Annotated in this window: 14 protein-coding genes; 4 read left to right on the forward strand and 10 right to left on the reverse strand. The window is 62.7% G+C overall.

Annotation, left to right across the window (positions count from 1 at the left end; translation table 11 throughout):
- Window positions 1-36: 36 nt before the first annotated feature.
- Together C1X29_RS05660 and C1X29_RS05665 are read right to left on the reverse strand one after the other, a co-directional pair.
- Window positions 37-1371: a hypothetical protein gene (locus C1X29_RS05660; protein WP_102687152.1), complete on the reverse strand. Its 1335-nt coding sequence runs from the start codon at window positions 1369-1371 to the stop codon at window positions 37-39.
- Window positions 1368-2930, reverse strand: coding sequence for an amino acid adenylation domain-containing protein (locus C1X29_RS05665; protein ID WP_102717062.1), 1563 nt, complete (start codon window positions 2928-2930; stop codon window positions 1368-1370). Before C1X29_RS05665 ends, C1X29_RS05660 begins: the two co-directional genes overlap by 4 nt.
- Window positions 2931-3202: 272 nt before the next feature.
- Here C1X29_RS05665 and C1X29_RS05670 point away from each other — a divergent pair, with 272 nt between their 5' ends.
- Both C1X29_RS05670 and C1X29_RS05675 read left to right on the forward strand, forming a co-directional pair.
- A complete protein-coding gene (locus C1X29_RS05670; protein ID WP_085745937.1) occupies window positions 3203-3709 on the forward strand; it encodes an RNA polymerase sigma factor in 507 nt (168 codons plus the stop codon).
- Window positions 3706-4458, forward strand: coding sequence for an anti-sigma factor (locus C1X29_RS05675; RefSeq protein WP_102717028.1), 753 nt, complete (start codon window positions 3706-3708; stop codon window positions 4456-4458). Before C1X29_RS05670 ends, C1X29_RS05675 begins: the two co-directional genes overlap by 4 nt.
- 5 nt (window positions 4459-4463) lie before the next feature.
- Here the strand turns inward: C1X29_RS05675 and C1X29_RS05680 are convergent, their stop codons facing one another.
- The 7 genes from C1X29_RS05680 to C1X29_RS05710 all read right to left on the reverse strand — a co-directional run bounded on the left by C1X29_RS05680 (window position 4464) and on the right by C1X29_RS05710 (window position 10887).
- A complete protein-coding gene (locus C1X29_RS05680; protein WP_102717029.1) occupies window positions 4464-5435 on the reverse strand; it encodes a spore coat U domain-containing protein in 972 nt (323 codons plus the stop codon).
- Window positions 5432-7789, reverse strand: a complete 2358-nt coding sequence (locus C1X29_RS05685) for a fimbria/pilus outer membrane usher protein (RefSeq protein WP_102717030.1) — start codon at window positions 7787-7789, stop codon at window positions 5432-5434. Before C1X29_RS05685 ends, C1X29_RS05680 begins: the two co-directional genes overlap by 4 nt.
- A gap of 84 nt (window positions 7790-7873) precedes the next feature.
- A complete protein-coding gene (locus tag C1X29_RS05690) occupies window positions 7874-8656 on the reverse strand; it encodes a molecular chaperone (protein WP_102717031.1) in 783 nt (260 codons plus the stop codon).
- A 24-nt stretch (window positions 8657-8680) separates the two neighbouring features.
- On the reverse strand, window positions 8681-9181 hold the full coding sequence (locus C1X29_RS05695; RefSeq protein WP_102717032.1) for a spore coat U domain-containing protein: 501 nt from the start codon (window positions 9179-9181) through the stop codon (window positions 8681-8683).
- A 4-nt stretch (window positions 9182-9185) separates the two neighbouring features.
- On the reverse strand, window positions 9186-9722 hold the full coding sequence (locus C1X29_RS05700; protein WP_007951533.1) for a spore coat protein U domain-containing protein: 537 nt from the start codon (window positions 9720-9722) through the stop codon (window positions 9186-9188).
- A 20-nt stretch (window positions 9723-9742) separates the two neighbouring features.
- Window positions 9743-10276, reverse strand: coding sequence for a spore coat U domain-containing protein (locus tag C1X29_RS05705; protein WP_102717033.1), 534 nt, complete (start codon window positions 10274-10276; stop codon window positions 9743-9745).
- A gap of 101 nt (window positions 10277-10377) precedes the next feature.
- Window positions 10378-10887, reverse strand: a complete 510-nt coding sequence (locus C1X29_RS05710) for a spore coat U domain-containing protein (protein ID WP_102687148.1) — start codon at window positions 10885-10887, stop codon at window positions 10378-10380.
- Window positions 10888-11174: 287 nt separating this feature from the next.
- Here C1X29_RS05710 and zapE point away from each other — a divergent pair, with 287 nt between their 5' ends.
- Complete coding sequence (gene zapE, locus C1X29_RS05715; protein WP_102717034.1) at window positions 11175-12308, forward strand: cell division protein ZapE; 1134 nt, start codon at window positions 11175-11177, stop codon at window positions 12306-12308.
- Between the two features lie 61 nt (window positions 12309-12369).
- On the forward strand, window positions 12370-13680 hold the full coding sequence (locus C1X29_RS05720) for a leucine-rich repeat-containing protein kinase family protein (protein ID WP_102717035.1): 1311 nt from the start codon (window positions 12370-12372) through the stop codon (window positions 13678-13680).
- A 132-nt stretch (window positions 13681-13812) separates the two neighbouring features.
- On the opposite strand, the gene C1X29_RS05725 is transcribed toward C1X29_RS05720, so the two are convergent.
- Window positions 13813-14517, reverse strand: a complete 705-nt coding sequence (locus tag C1X29_RS05725; protein ID WP_007951538.1) for a YebC/PmpR family DNA-binding transcriptional regulator — start codon at window positions 14515-14517, stop codon at window positions 13813-13815.
- Between the last annotated feature and the right edge of the window lie 178 nt (window positions 14518-14695).

A 14695-nucleotide genomic window follows, 5' to 3' on the forward strand; every position in this document is an offset into this window, starting at 1 on the left:
GAATAGCGGAGTGAGTGGAAAAACACCGACGCGCCGTCAGGAATCCCAGATCGCGCCGTAGGCCGGAATACCCCGGGATTCCATTTCCTCGACCACTCGCTCGGTCAGCTTCTGATTGGAAATACAGATCACCGCCTCCGCACCGCGGGCTCGAACGGCGGCATACGCCAGCGCCACCAGATCTGGTTTGCCCAACCGGTCGGTGTCCCAGATATGGGCATCGGGTTGTGCCTGCAGGATTTCCTCCACCAGCGCATCACCATAGGTCTCGCGCGGGCTGCGGGTGGACCAGATCAGGTGGATCGGCACCTGCCGCGCCAGCAGATGCGGCAGCACCGGCCCAATGCCACTGCCGGTGGCGACGTACACCACTGACTTGAACAGGGTTTCGATATGGGCGACGCCTGCCGTGGTGATGCCCTTGACCCAGACATGGCTCGGCGGCTGCTCGATCAGTTCACCGGTCCAGTCGCCGGCACGGGAAATGATCAGGCGAAAACCCTGTTCGTCCGGTGCAGGAATGTTGGCAAACGAGTGCCATTCCCACAGCGGATGGCGACTGATTGCGGTAGAGGATCCGGCGAACGGTGTGTGGTGATTGAACCGGGCAATCACCGCATGCGACGACGGTTTGACCAGCGTCACTGGCACCTTGCGCAGGCGCAGCCAGGGCAAGGCAATGCTGAGTGTCAGGAGCGGCAGCATCCAGAATGAAACGGACGTCAACAGTACTTGCGCCAAGTCGGCGCCAGGATGACGATCCCGGGCAAACACCAGCGTCATGCCCCAGAACAGCAGCAGCGCCGCCCAACCGGCGAACCGATGTGTGCGTTCGAAAGCGTTGTGAAACCGTGAGCGAATCCCCGGCAACGCCATGATCGCCATCAGCAGCAACAACCCCAGAAGCGCGGCGCTGATGGCCAGCAGCGTCAGCGAAACCCCACCTGCCCCGTCGGTCCTTTGCCAGATCATCGAGCCGAGCAGCGCAATGAACCAGACAATCGCGGCCATCGCCCCGCCACTGTGCAAACCGCCGAAGTGATAAACCTTGGCCAGCGAGCGACGAATCGCCAGCGGCCAACACGTGGGAGCCCGGGTCGCCAGCCAGAACAGCAGATTGATCAAGTATTGCTGACGAATCAGGATCGCCATCGACAGGTTCGCCAACACCAGCTGCGACAATGCCTCCAACGCAACCTCCGAGGCCGACCACCACTGTCCGACGGTGATCCCGTACACCAGCGCCCCGAGGTTCGCCAGCAACACCAGCGCAACCAGGCGGTTGTAATGTGAAAACAGCGGCAGCGTTCCCAGGCGCCGCCAGAGCGGACGTCGCGGTGGCAGGGCAAAAGCGTCGTCGACCTGACTCATTGCCCCGCCTCCTGCCGGGCGGCAGCGAGCTGCGCCTGATGCGCCTGTGCCCGCTCAAGCAACAAGCGTTTGTCGACCTTGCCCCTTGAAGTCAGCGGGATGTCGTCCACCGGCAGAATCATCGAAGGCACGCAGTAATAGGCCAGTCGTTCTTCGCAACGGCGTCGCGCCACATCGGTGTCCGTGGATGCAGGGAAGACGAAAGCCACCAGATGACGGTTATCGAACTTCAAGGTCACCGCGCGCTCGCAGCCCGGTGCGGACTCCAGCGCAGCCGACACCGAGTCCAGTTCAACGCGAAAGCCCCGGACTTTCACCTGATCGTCCACCCGGCCCAGGTGCTCCAGTTCGCCGTCAGCAGTCCAGCGCCCCAGATCACGGGTGCGAAACATCATGCGGCCCTGTCCCAGAAACGGATCGAGGCGGTAACGCTCGGCAGTCAGGGCAGGATTGCCCAGATACCCGGCCGTCACACAGTCGCCACCGGCCCACATTTCGCCCTGCTCACCCGGCGCGCACAGTTGGCCCGTTTCATCCAGTACATACACGGTGTTGTTCGGCGTTGGCTTGCCGATCGTCAACGGGCCCGTGCCTCGGTAATGCTGCATGGTGTTGACGATGGTGGTTTCTGTGGGGCCGCAAGCATTGTAGAAATCGCAAAAGGACGCCCAGCGATCAGCCAGGGGCTGCGGGCACGGTTCGCCGGCCAGGGCCACCACCTTCACCTGACTGCAGCGCTCCGGATCCAGCGTGGCGAGAATCGATGGGGTCGCGATCAGCACGTCACACTGCTCGGCGGTTTCGGCAATGTCCTTGCCCCGGATCAGCAGCGTCGCGCCATGGGCCAGACAGCCGAGGATTTCCCAGGCGGCCATGTCGAAGGCGATATTGAGAATCTGCCCGACGTTCATGCCCGGCCGCATGCCGAGATTGCCGGGGCCGGTCAGCAGAATGTTGCAGACATTGCGCTGGGTCACCCTGACACCGTTGGGCTGGCCGGTCGTACCGGACGTAAACAACACAAAACACAGGGCATCCGGTGACGAAATGTCCTCCCCCACATTCACGTCATCGGCAGCCGAGCCCGGTGAGTCGATGAACGTATCCAGATGAATGCAATGCTGCCCGGCTGTCAGCGGAATCCCGTGGGCCAGTGTTGAAAGCGTCAACACCACCTGCGTCGAAGCAACCGACATGATGTGGCTCAACTGCGTGGCCGGAGTAATGCCGACATGCTGGGGAATATAGGCGGCCCCCACCTTCAAGGTCGCGAGCATGCCCACCAGCATCGGGATCGAACGTTCGACAAACAGCGCCACGTGATCGCCCGCGGCTACGCCATGACTCGACAACAATCTGGCCAACCGGTTGGCCTGGCGGTTCAATTCGCCATAGGTAAGGCTCTGCCCCTGAAAACGCGCGGCCACATGCTGCGGATGAGTCGCCGCCCGCGCTTCGATCGCACGGTGGATCAACGAGAACTCGGGCTCGGCCACCGGGCCGCAGCCGAATGTCCGCCAGGCGTCATAACCTTCGCTCGGTGTGGCTGGGGTATTCATTACGATTGCATGCATCTCAAACATCCCTTTTGCTCAAATCATCGTTTCAGCCGCTTCGTCCATCGATTGCCTGTTGGCGACATCGATGGCTGCTTGCGCTTGTCGGACGGGTTGAGCCGGGAGATTTGAATCCATTACACGCACTACAGAACGCGGCGAACTTTCCTACGTCGCCAGTAATGAAATCTTTCAACTCCTGGAATGGAATAAGCTGTGTCGAGAGGCGTCTTTCCTACCACTACCGCGCTTCTGGCCCAGAGCATGTCCCTGTCATGAATACACTCGACGAGCAATTACGCGATCTGATTCCCAGATTGCGCCGCTTCGCGCTTTCGCTGACACGCAACAGCAGCAGCGCCGACGACCTGGTACAGGCCAGCCTCGAGCGGGCACTGTCGGCTTGGGGCGAGAAGCGCGCCGACGGCGATCTGCGCGCCTGGCTGTTTTCGATCCTGTACCGGCAGTTTCTCGATGCGCATCGGCGCTCGCGGCGTTATGCGCGGATGCTCGAATTCTTCACCGGCCGCGATGACGCCGAGCCCTCGGTGGAACGCACCGTGATTGCCCAATCGACCTTGCAGGCTTTCGACCGACTGCCCACCGAACAGCGCGCGCTGCTGCTGATGGTATCGGTGGAAGGCCTGACTTATAAGGAGGTCGCCGAGATTCTCGACGTCCCCACCGGCACCGTGATGTCGCGCCTGTCCCGTGCTCGCCAGGCCCTGCGCCAGCTCAGCGACGGGGAAATCAGCAGCCCTTCCTTGCGGATACTCAAATGATCAGTCTGCCCCCCAACGAACGTGACCTGCACGCCTACGTCGACCACCAGCTCAGCGAGGCCGACCGGCATGTGCTGGAAACCTGGCTCACCAGCCATCCGAACGAAGCGGCGCAGGTTCGCGCCTGGCAACAGGACGCCCAGCACCTGCGCGCCGCCCTCGGCGGTGCCTTGCAACAACCGGCCAATCCGGACCTTGATCCGTCGCTGATTCGCCAGCGACTCAAACGCCAGTCGCGCCGCCAATGGGCCAGCGCGGCAATGCTTTTGATTGCCGTCAGCCTCGGCGGTGTCGGTGGCTGGAAAGCCCGGGACATGACCGTGTTTCATCCCCCGGCACCGATGACGGACGCCTTGCAGGCGTACCGCTTGATCGCCCAGCAAGGACTTCTGCCGGCGGACTACAAGGTCGATGGTGACGGCGACATCCAGCGTTGGCTCGACCGTTATTTCACTCAGGCCAATCGCCTGCCGGACCTGACGTCGGCCGGTTTTGCACCGGTCAGCGGCCGTCTGCTGAGCACCGATGAAGGCCCGGCGGCGATGGTGATGTATGAAGACCAGAGCGGGCACAAGGTGAGTTTCTACGTGCGCCCACCGGGACCTAAAAATACCTTTCTGCCCCGGGGCAGCCGCCAGGACGGGGATCTGCAGGCCGAGTACTGGTCCGGCAAGGGCTACAACTACGCAATGGTCAGCCCGACCGATACCCCGGCGGCGAAAATGCTCAAGCAATCCGTGAGTTTCTAGCCGGTTCAGAACCCCACATCCAGCACCACATTGTCCAGATAGGTTCCAGCGGGCGGTGTGGTCTGGTCGGTGTAGATTTTCGCGTTGTAATTGAAGATCTGGCTGCCGGTGCCCAGCCCGTTGCCGGGGTTGACCTCGGCATCGCTGCTGGCCCGACGGGCCGCGCCGACACTGCCCCAACGGGTGGTCCCGGCGCTCTTGAAAATGTCGTAGGCCAGATAGTTGCTGCCGGAAATCATCCGCCGCCGTCCGCCGACACTCAGCGCATTCTGCCCGTCGTTCAGCCCCACGGTGTAGGCACTGCCCTTGGTGCAGGCGAGGTTGATGGTCTGCCCGGTCACCGGGGTGAACGCACTGACCACCGGCGCGCTGCCGAAAGCGATGTTCGGGGCAGTGATGGTGCAGTCGTTGGACACCGTCAGGTTGACCGTCAGCGTCGTCGTGCCGCTGTTGATGTCACGACCCAGGCACAGCCCGCCCGCACCGATGCCCGAACAATAATTCCAGTTCCAGAAAATGCTCAGGGTTTCGGTGTATACCCCCGCCGCCACGTTGCTGCCGATGGTGGTCCCGAAATAGAGCGGAACGGTTTTCGGCACCGTACCGCCCAGCAAACCCAAGGCATCGATAATGCCGTTGCGGGCGAAGTCATAGGCGGTGCCACGCGTCAGCGGGTAACTGGTGCTGTTGTTGGCGTAGATCGTGTAACCGATCACGTCGCCGGTGGGCCCGAGCAAACCGCTCTGGGTCGAGGTAACGGTGGCCCAGAAATGATCATTGTTGGTCAACAGAGACAGCAGCGAACCGGTGCAACTCAAGCCTCCGTTCAAGGTGGAACTGGGTTGCGAGGTGGTGCGCACGGCAATCGAACTGATGTTCCCGAACCCGGCCGGTGTGGTGGTGACCACCGAACACAGCGCCTGCGCCAGTCCCGGCAACAGCAACAGCAGCCACAAAACAAACCGCGCCCGGATCATTGGCACACCAGCGGGCCGATCAGCGGCACTTCATCCTGCTGCAGGTCGACGCTGAATTGCGCCTGGCAGGTCTTGCCGTCCGCGAGAGTCACCCGCAGCGAATTCTGCGCCTGAAGATTTTCCAGATAGACCAGTCCATCCCAGCCGACCACCGTCCGCGTACCGCTCTGCTCGTGCAGCACTCCACTGCCCAGCGGCAATTCCTTTTGTTGCGCGTCCACCAGCACGATACTCGCGGCGATCACCCGGCTCAGCGGAAACTCCAGCAGATAGCCACTGCCCCGGCGCACCGCTACACGCTGTTCGACATTCGGGCTGCGTACGTTGGCCGGAAGGTTCAGCGGATCGATTTCGTACTTGCCGCGGTAATAGGCGCTGCTCCACGGCACCAGCAAGTGGCCGTTACGGTCGGTCTGGCCGACCTGCTGGTTCTCGTAACGCACCGGAATGTCCGCGTAGCCGTCGGTGCTGACCACCACGAACGCATCGTCGATGCGATTGGCAGCGAACACTTGATCGTCCATCCACACCAGCGAACCGCTGGCATCGGCCCAACGGGTTTCGGCGTCGGACGTGCCGTAGACGCCCGCCTGCAATTGCACCGATTGCAGGCGCCAGGTCAGGTCCGCCTGACGGTAATCGGCGCCGTCGCCCTTGGCATAGCCGAGATTGAAGCCCACCCCGCCCTCGGACGGTACGGCGCGGCTGTAGTTGACCCGTTGCTGCGTCTGTCCGGTCTTGCTGCGTTCGCTGCTGATGGCCAGGCTGCCGCGCAGGTCGAACGGAATCACCAGTTGCGCCTGCACCGCCCAGTTGCTGTCGCCGATTTCGCGGTTGGCCGACAGGTAGAAACTGCTGTTGCGCCACAGCGGTTTGCTCCAGCTCAGGTTGAGCAACCGTGTGCGCGTTTCGTCTGCCGCACGAATGTCAAAATACCCCACGCCGAGACTGCCCCAGCGTTCGAGATTGAGGCTCAGGGTCGCCTGCTCACTGCGCTTGCTGAGTGTGGTGTAAGGGCTGTCGACCACGGTCAGGTCGGCGTAACGGTCGCGGCGTTGCAAACGCTGATAGGAAAAGCTGTAGCGTTGGCCGCTGTATTGATAACCGAGGCTCAGTTGCTGACCGCCATCGCCGTCGAAACGACTCTGGCTGATCGCGCTGTTGAGCACCCCGAAATTGCCCAGCCGCAAGTTACCGCCCAGCCCGCCGAGCGTCAGGGTATCCGCCGCCTCGGCGTGACTCTCCAGAGTAAAGGTGTCGCTGACGCCATAACGCAAACTGCCCGAGGTGACGCCCGGCCCATAGCTGAAATCCTTCAGGCCGTAATCCCGGCGTAGCGTACCGGCGGCCACCGAAAAATCGCTCAGGCCCTTTTGCAGCAGGCTGCTGGTGACATAGAACGGCACCGTGGTCGACACCTGCCGGCCCAGCGCATCGGTGGTCACCACCACCGCCTCACCCGCGCCGTTGATAAACGGAATGTTGGTCAGGGTGTACGGCCCCGGTTGCAGGTCGGTGCTGCTGGATTTGTAGCCGTTGATGAACAGATCCACCGAGGACGGCACCGCCGCTTCCCCGGCAAATTGCGGTAGCGGATAGGTCACCAGATCCGGACGCACTGCAAAATCCCTTGAGAACTGCACACCGCCCAGCCGCACCGAACTGCTCCAGGGCAAGGCGCCGCTGACCACGTCCCCGGCCTCGTAGGTCAGCATCCGTTCGTCATCGGAGTAACGCCAGGTGGTGTCGTAACGCAGATAACCGTTGTCCAGCGTGCTGACCGCATCCCCCGACAACGTACGGCGATATTGCCCGGTGTTCGACAACGTGCCCCAACTGTCGAACACCCGCACTTCGTTCCACGCCGCCAGATAGGTGCCGGCGTCGTCGGTGTCATTGAGGTACAGGTCATAGTTGAACAACGCGCCGAAACTGCTCAGCGCCGGGGTGCGCGGATAGACTTCACGGTTGCCGATGAACTGCTCCGGCAGCCAGTCCGGTGGCACGTCGAGCAGCAGTCGCTGGCTGACGCTGTCGTAATCGCTGTGCAGGCCCGGCAGGCCGTCGAGATCGACTTCGGTACCCGCCTCTTCCGGCAGCTTCATGCCGGTGTCGCGCAATACGCTGGCCGGCAGGAACAGGCGCCCGCCGCGCTGCTCCACCGCCACCACCCGACCGGTATTCATCTGGTTGACCACCAGTTCCAGAAACAACTGTGCATCGCTGACGGCCTCCATGCCGCTGGGAGGCGGCGGCAATTCGCCGGCCCCGGATGGATGAATGAACATCAGGCACCACGCGCCGGTCATGAGCCACAACGGACGCTGAATACGTCGAGCCCATCCTGGACTCATTAGCGTGTTACGTCCGTCAATGGACTGATTCCTCCTGAAACCGCTGGTGCCGAAACCCGAAAGTTTCGACATGACTCGCTACGGCTATCGCGCCGGCGGAATGCTCTGCACCTTCGCCGCGCCATTGATCCGCCCGGCCAGCTCTCCCGCCACCGGTCCCGGTGCCGGCCAGCGCATTACCGCGCCGGGCAATACGTAGCCGAGCAATCCCTCGGCCAGCGGCTTGCTTTGGCTGCCCTGCTTTATGGCCACATCGGTCAGTCGCGCATGAACCGCGCCCTGATTGCGCACTTCCACATAAGGACGCCTCTCCACCGCCACCGTGCGCCAGCTCAGTTGCGGCAGGCCGATGCCCTTGGGGTCACGTTGACGGGCGCTGTCTTCCTTGCTCCACAGGCCCGCGCCATAGGCGAACAGCGGCACCGAGTAGCGCATCTGGAAGCGAATCGCCGCAGCGGTCTTGCCGTCTTCGGCAACGGGGGGCTGAGCCGAGGGGATTTCATCGATGATGATCCGGTACGCCAGTTCCTGGCCTGGCGGCACGTCCTTGGTGCGGGTCAGGCGCACCAGTTGCTTCTGGCCCGGCTCGATCTTCGCCACTGGCGGGCTGCCGATCACCTCGCGCTGATTGCGGTATTGCTCTTCGAAACCGCTCTGGCTCCAGCCGAACACGCGGATCTGCAGGTTGGCGGTTTCCGTGCCGCGATTTTCCAGCCACAGCGCACTGGCCTGCTGATCGGCCTCCAGCACCGGATCGATCGGCCAGATCAGCACCGAACTGGCGGCCTGGGCCTTGAGCGTCCCGAACATGACCAGCGCCAGCACGGCGCAACAAACGGACGAATAGCGTGACGTGAAAAACCCCATAAACCTGCTCCTTGTCATTTCACATCACCACGACAGCTGCACCTGCAACACATCGCTGTATGTCCCCCCGGGCTGATTGCCCGGCAATTGCACCTGACCGTAGATCGGCAGACTGATGTTGTTCGCATCGCTGTAGGCCACTGCCACACTCTGGCCGATGCCCAGGCTCTGGCTGTACGCCGCATCGCGAAACAGCGCATACGCCACCTTCGCGCTGCCTCCACTGATCTGCATGCGTCGCCCGCCGCTGTTGTACTGGCCGCCATCGACCGTCATGTTCAGCGCCACCCCCGGCGTGCATTGCAGCGTGACGCCACCGGTCGCCGCGACCTGCACCGTGCCGGTGGCCAGCGCCGAACGCGAACCGAAATTCAGCCCGCCATAGTTCGATACGCCCCCCACCACCAGACAACCCGGTGTCACCGTGGCACTGACCTGAAAACTCTGGCTGGTCACCGCCGCCAACGGCAGCGGCAAGCTGCCCGCACATAGCAGAAGCAGCGCCGCACAGCGATGTCGGCCCATGACACTAGAACGTCAGTTCAACGGAAATCGTGTCGGTGTAGGTGCCCGCCGGCAGCCCGGCCTTGCCCACCGCCTGACCGTAGATGTTCACGGTCTGCGCCACACCGGTACTGGCGGCGAGGTTGATCACCCCGTCGATGGCCAGCAATTGCGAGTGCCCGGCGTCGGTGTACAGATCGTACGGCACATAGTTGGCAACCCCGTCGTACAACGCGCGGGTACCACCCGGCGAGAGCCCGTCATGGGCGCCGGCGCGGACCTTGACCGTCGGCGTGGTGCCGGCCGAGCACAGGATCGACAACGCCCCGCCCCCGCCGCCCAGCACCTGCCCGGTGGCCGTGGTGAACAGGCTGTTGGCGGTGCCGAAGTTCAACGCACCGAAGTTCAGCCCGGTAGAACCGCCGGAACCGTTGACCTGGCAACTGCTGATCAGGATCAGGCTGGAGGTGATCTGGCCGGTGACCGTGGTGGCGGCATTGACGCTGGAAGCGAGCGTCAGGCCGAGCAACGACAAACCTATCCTTGATGCAATCGTACGCATGGTGTCCGTCCTCTACGGGGTTACCAGTCGAGCGTCACCGTCAGGGTGTCGGTATAGACACCGGCCGGTACCGCACGGGTGTTCGCCACCACCGAGCCAAATACCGGGATGGGTATCTGTGCGCCGCTGGTGACAGCGAAATTGTGTTGTTGACCGATGCTGTAGCTCTGGCTGCCCGAGGCATCGAGGAATAGCTGATAGGGGAGCGTCTGGCGCCCGTTGCTCAGGCGGCGTGTGGTGCCGTCGCCATGGCTACCGCCGTCGATGGTCACGGTGAACCCGGTGACCGAAGGATTGCAGGCGACATTCAGCTGGCCGCTGTCCGCTTCGCTGAGACTGGCCTTGATCGGTGCGTTCCAGGTCGGGCCCTGCTGGCCGAAATCGAGAGAGCCCAGCCCATCCACCGGGCTGGCGGGGCTGGTTGCGTTGGTCACTTCGCAGCCGGCAATCAGCGTCAGCCGCGCAAGGATCTGCCCACTGACTGCCGCTGCCGCGGTCTCGGTGAACAACAGCAATGTGGCTGCGGCGATTACCCGCCCGTGTCTGCCCATCATTGAGCCCCTACTCCTTCAGGATCACTCGACCACTGCGCTCGTCATTGAACGCCCTTCCCTGCGCCACCCGGCTCAACCGGATGGCTGAAAAAACTCCCCGATCACCAGGTGACCGTCACCTTCACCAGATCCGAATACCGGCTGACCCGTGGCACCTCCGCCATCCGCTCGATCCGCCCGTATAACGGCAAGTCCACCGTGCCGCTATCCGGCACCCGGCCGCTGACCGGCACGTCTACCACCAGCGGCACCCGCCGTGCGGCGTCCTGATACAGGCGATAAGGAATCGGCTTGCTGCCGGCCTCCCCCGCCATATAACGCACCTCGCCAACGCCACCGTGCAGGCCGCCATCGACGCGCAACTGGTACGGGGTGTCCGGATTGCATTCCAGACGCGGCAGGCGCGAATTGGTCAGCGCCGCACCGAGTGGCCCGTCCCGGTCGCCGAGCCGCGCCGTGGTGCCGAAATCGAGCACGCCCAGTTGCTCGATACCGGCCTCGCGTTGCTGGCCGATCAACTGGCAACCGCGCTGCACATCGACCCGCACCTCGACCTGAAGGTCGGCGGCGTGGACCGGTATCGCGAGCCCGCCCAGCAATGCCCAGACCATCCCTGCATTCACCGCCCGTTCCTTGATGGCGACAGCGTCTCTGTCGTTACAGTGTTTCAGGTTAGCAACGCACGCCGATTGCGCCAGTCGATTGGATCCAGTTACCCGCCGGGATTTGTTTCGAAAGGTTGGCAACACGTCGATTTAAAGTGTTGAAAAATCCTGTACACGCCGCAGATTGCTCTGCGGAAAAACGACAAGGCGCAGTGGAAGCAAAACTATCCGTCTGGTTAAACTACCCCGCCGCGCTCGCGGGGAGCCGGCCCGATGATGACGGAGTGAATGCAGTGCCCGCCCGACCGCCCGAACGTTCGCGTCTGACCCAGCGCTGGTCAGCCTTGCGCCATTTCTTCGGCAAACGCTCCGTCACAAACGCGGGCCAGTGCGCCGCCAGCGCGCAATCGGTGCGTGACTATTTCCGGCAAAAGGCCCACGGCCAGGGCTACACCCTCAGCCACAGCCAGCAGCGGGTCATCGACTGCATGGCTCATCAGGCCGGTCTGTTGTTCGGCACCCCTGCGCAAACCCCGCCCAGCCTGTATCTGCACGGAGCGGTCGGGCGCGGCAAGAGCTGGTTGCTGGACGGATTTTTCCAGGCGTTGCCGATCGAGCAAAAACGCCGCCTGCACTTCCACGGGTTCTTTGCCCAGTTGCATCAGGGCATGTTCGAGCACCGCGACCGCGATGACGCCCTCGCCGTCACTCTCGATACGTTGCTGACGGACTGTCGGGTGCTGTGTTTCGACGAATTTCATGTACATGACATCGGCGATGCGATGCTCATCACCCGTCTGTTCAAGGCGCTGTTCAAGCGCGGAATCCTGTTGCTGGTGACCTCCAACTACCCGCCCGAAGGTTTGCTGCCCAACCCGCTGTACCACGCGCGGTTCAAACCGGTAATCGACCTGATCAATGCGCGCATGCAGGTCATTGAAGTCGGTGGCCCGCACGATTACCGCAGCCAGGCGCGTCGTCACGCGCATCAGGTGTTCACTCAGGGCCATTACGTCTGGCCGGCCAGCCCGGCGCAGCGCCAGGCCTTGAACCTGCCGCCACTCGACGCCACGCCGTTGCCTCTGGCGGTCGGCAGCCGGCATTTGCAGGCGCGGCTGTGCGAAGACCGGCGCATCGGTTTCACCTTCAACGACCTCTGCGAACAGCCCACGGCGGTGATGGATTATCTGGAACTGTGTCGACGCTTCGACCACTGGATCATCGACGAACTGCCGGAGCTGGGCGAATGTTCGATCGCCGCCCAGCAGCGCTTTATCAACCTGATCGACGTACTCTACGACCAGGACAAACACCTGACCCTGCTCGGCCAACTCCCCTTACACGAAAGCCTCGGCGGCCAGGCCATCGATCTGGCCCGCACCCGCAGCCGGCTCGGGCAATTGCGCGAAGTGCACGAACAGGGCTGATTTGCCGTTATCATGCGGCCCATTTCCGGCGCCCCGCGCCTTCTCGAAAGCGATCCTTTTCATGCACACCCTTGCACAACTGCGCGCTGGCGAACTGTCGGGCATCACCCGGCTGGATCTGGCCGAAGGCCTGACTGAATTTCCGCCGGAGATTTTCAACCTGGCCGACACGCTGGAAGTGCTCAACCTCAGCGGCAATGCCCTGAGCAGCCTGCCGGACGACTTGCATCGTCTGACGCGCCTGCGCGTGCTGTTCTGCTCCGACAATCGGTTCACCCAATTGCCGGCGTGCCTGGGCCAGTGCCAGACGCTGTCGATGATCGGTTTCAAGGCCAACCGCATCACTCAGATACCCGGCGCGGCGCTGCCGCCGCAGTTGCGCTGGCTGATCTTGACCGACAACGCCATCGAAACCCTGCCCACGGAACTGGGCGAGCGCCCGTTGCTGCAAAAACTCATGCTTGCCGGCAATCGCCTGCGCACCCTGCCGCCGTCACTGAGTCAGTGCCATCGGCTGGAGCTGATCCGCATCGCCGCCAATCAGTTGACCGAGTTGCCGCAATGGCTGCTGACCCTGCCAAGCCTGACCTGGCTGGCCTACGCCGGCAATCCGCTGGAAACCGAAGCCGATGCCGCCGCCCTCGACAAAGCGCCCCTGATAGACTGGTCGGCGCTGCAGCTGGAGCAACGGCTGGGCGAAGGCGCTTCCGGGGTCATTTACCGGGCGCAGTGGCAGCCTGCGGATCAGCAGGCCACGCCAGTGGCGGTCAAGCTGTACAAGGGTGAAATGACCAGCGACGGCTCGCCGCTGCATGAAATGAACGCGTGCATCACCGCCGGGCTGCACCCGAACCTGATCCGCGTCGAAGGCCGCATCGACCAGCATCCCGATGACCAGCAAGGCCTGGTGATGCAGTTGATCGATCCGAGTTACCGCAACCTCGCCGGGTTGCCGAGCCTGGCGTCCTGTTCACGGGATGTGTATGCCGAGGATTGCCGTTTCAGTGCCGATGTTGCCCTGCGCATCGCCCGGGGCATTGCGTCGGTCGCCGGGCATCTGCATCGTCACGGCATCACCCACGGTGATCTCTACGGACACAACATTCTGTTGAACGATCAGGGCGACTGTCTGCTGGGGGATTTTGGTGCGGCGTCGTTCCATGCCACGGCGGACACGCCTGAAACCCGTGCACTGCAACGCCTCGAAGTGCGGGCGTTCGGGATTCTGCTGGGGGAACTGCTGGCGCGCATCGACTCGGGGTTGAGCGATGAACAGCGACAGGTGCTGGAAGCCCTGGAACAGCGCTGCTGTCAGCCGCAAGTGCTGGCGCGGCCGGGGTTTGGCGAGATCGTTGAGGTGCTGCAACAGTAATGACCGCTGCGCGGTCAATCGCGAGCGGGCTCGCTCCCACGATCGACTTGTATCACCCCTGTAAAGGGGAACAACACTGATCAAGTGTGGGAGCGAGCCTGCTCGCGATTGCGGTGTTACTGACTCGAAAAATCAGCCGGCCAGACCGACGAACATGTCCTGCACGTCGTCATGGTTGTCCAGGCCTTCGAGGAACGCCTCGACTTCAGCCATCTGCTCGTCGCTCAGGCCGCTGACCGGGTTCTTCGGCTGGTAGCCCAGTTTGGCCGACAGCACGGTGAAGCCTTGTTCCGGCAGGGCTTTCTGCACCGAGTCCAGATCAGTCGGGTCGGTCAGGAACAGGGTCGCGCCCTCTTCGCCCGGCTCGAAATCCTGGGCGCCGGCTTCGATCGCGGCCATCTCAGGATCGGCGTCCGGGGTGTCCGGCGACGCTTCGATCATGCCGACATGGTTGAAGTCCCAGGCAACGGAACCGGAAGCACCCAGTTGGCCCTTGCGGAACGCCACGCGGATTTCCGCCACGGTGCGGTTGATGTTGTCGGTCACGCACTCGACGATCAGCGGCACCTGATGCGGTGCGAAACCTTCGTAGGTCACGCGATGGTATTGAACGGTTTCGCCCAGCAGGCCAGCACCCTTCTTGATGGCGCGGTCCAGGGTTTCCTTGGGCATCGAGGCTTTCTTGGCCTGTTCGACCACCAGACGCAGGTGTGCGTTGGTGGCGGTATCGGCACCGTTACGCGCAGCAATGGTGATTTCCTTCACCAGTTTGCCGAAGATCTTGCCCTTGGCGTTGGCTGCCGCTTCTTTGTGTTTAACCTTCCACTGTGCGCCCATTACTCACTCTCTTGATCTGTGGCGCCGAGACATCTATTGGCCGACGCATGGCGCCAAGTTTATACGGCCTAAAGTCGGCAATCGACCAAAAATTCCGATGCGCATCGACATCTTCTACGCGCCTTGTAGGGCGATTCTGAAAAACCGGTTTGCCACGTCCATTCAACGTCGTGTTTTC

The sequence above is a fragment of the Pseudomonas sp. GW456-12-10-14-LB2 genome (assembly GCF_002884345.1).
In the GTDB taxonomy this organism is placed as follows: Bacteria; Pseudomonadota; Gammaproteobacteria; order Pseudomonadales; family Pseudomonadaceae; genus Aquipseudomonas; species Aquipseudomonas paraglycinae.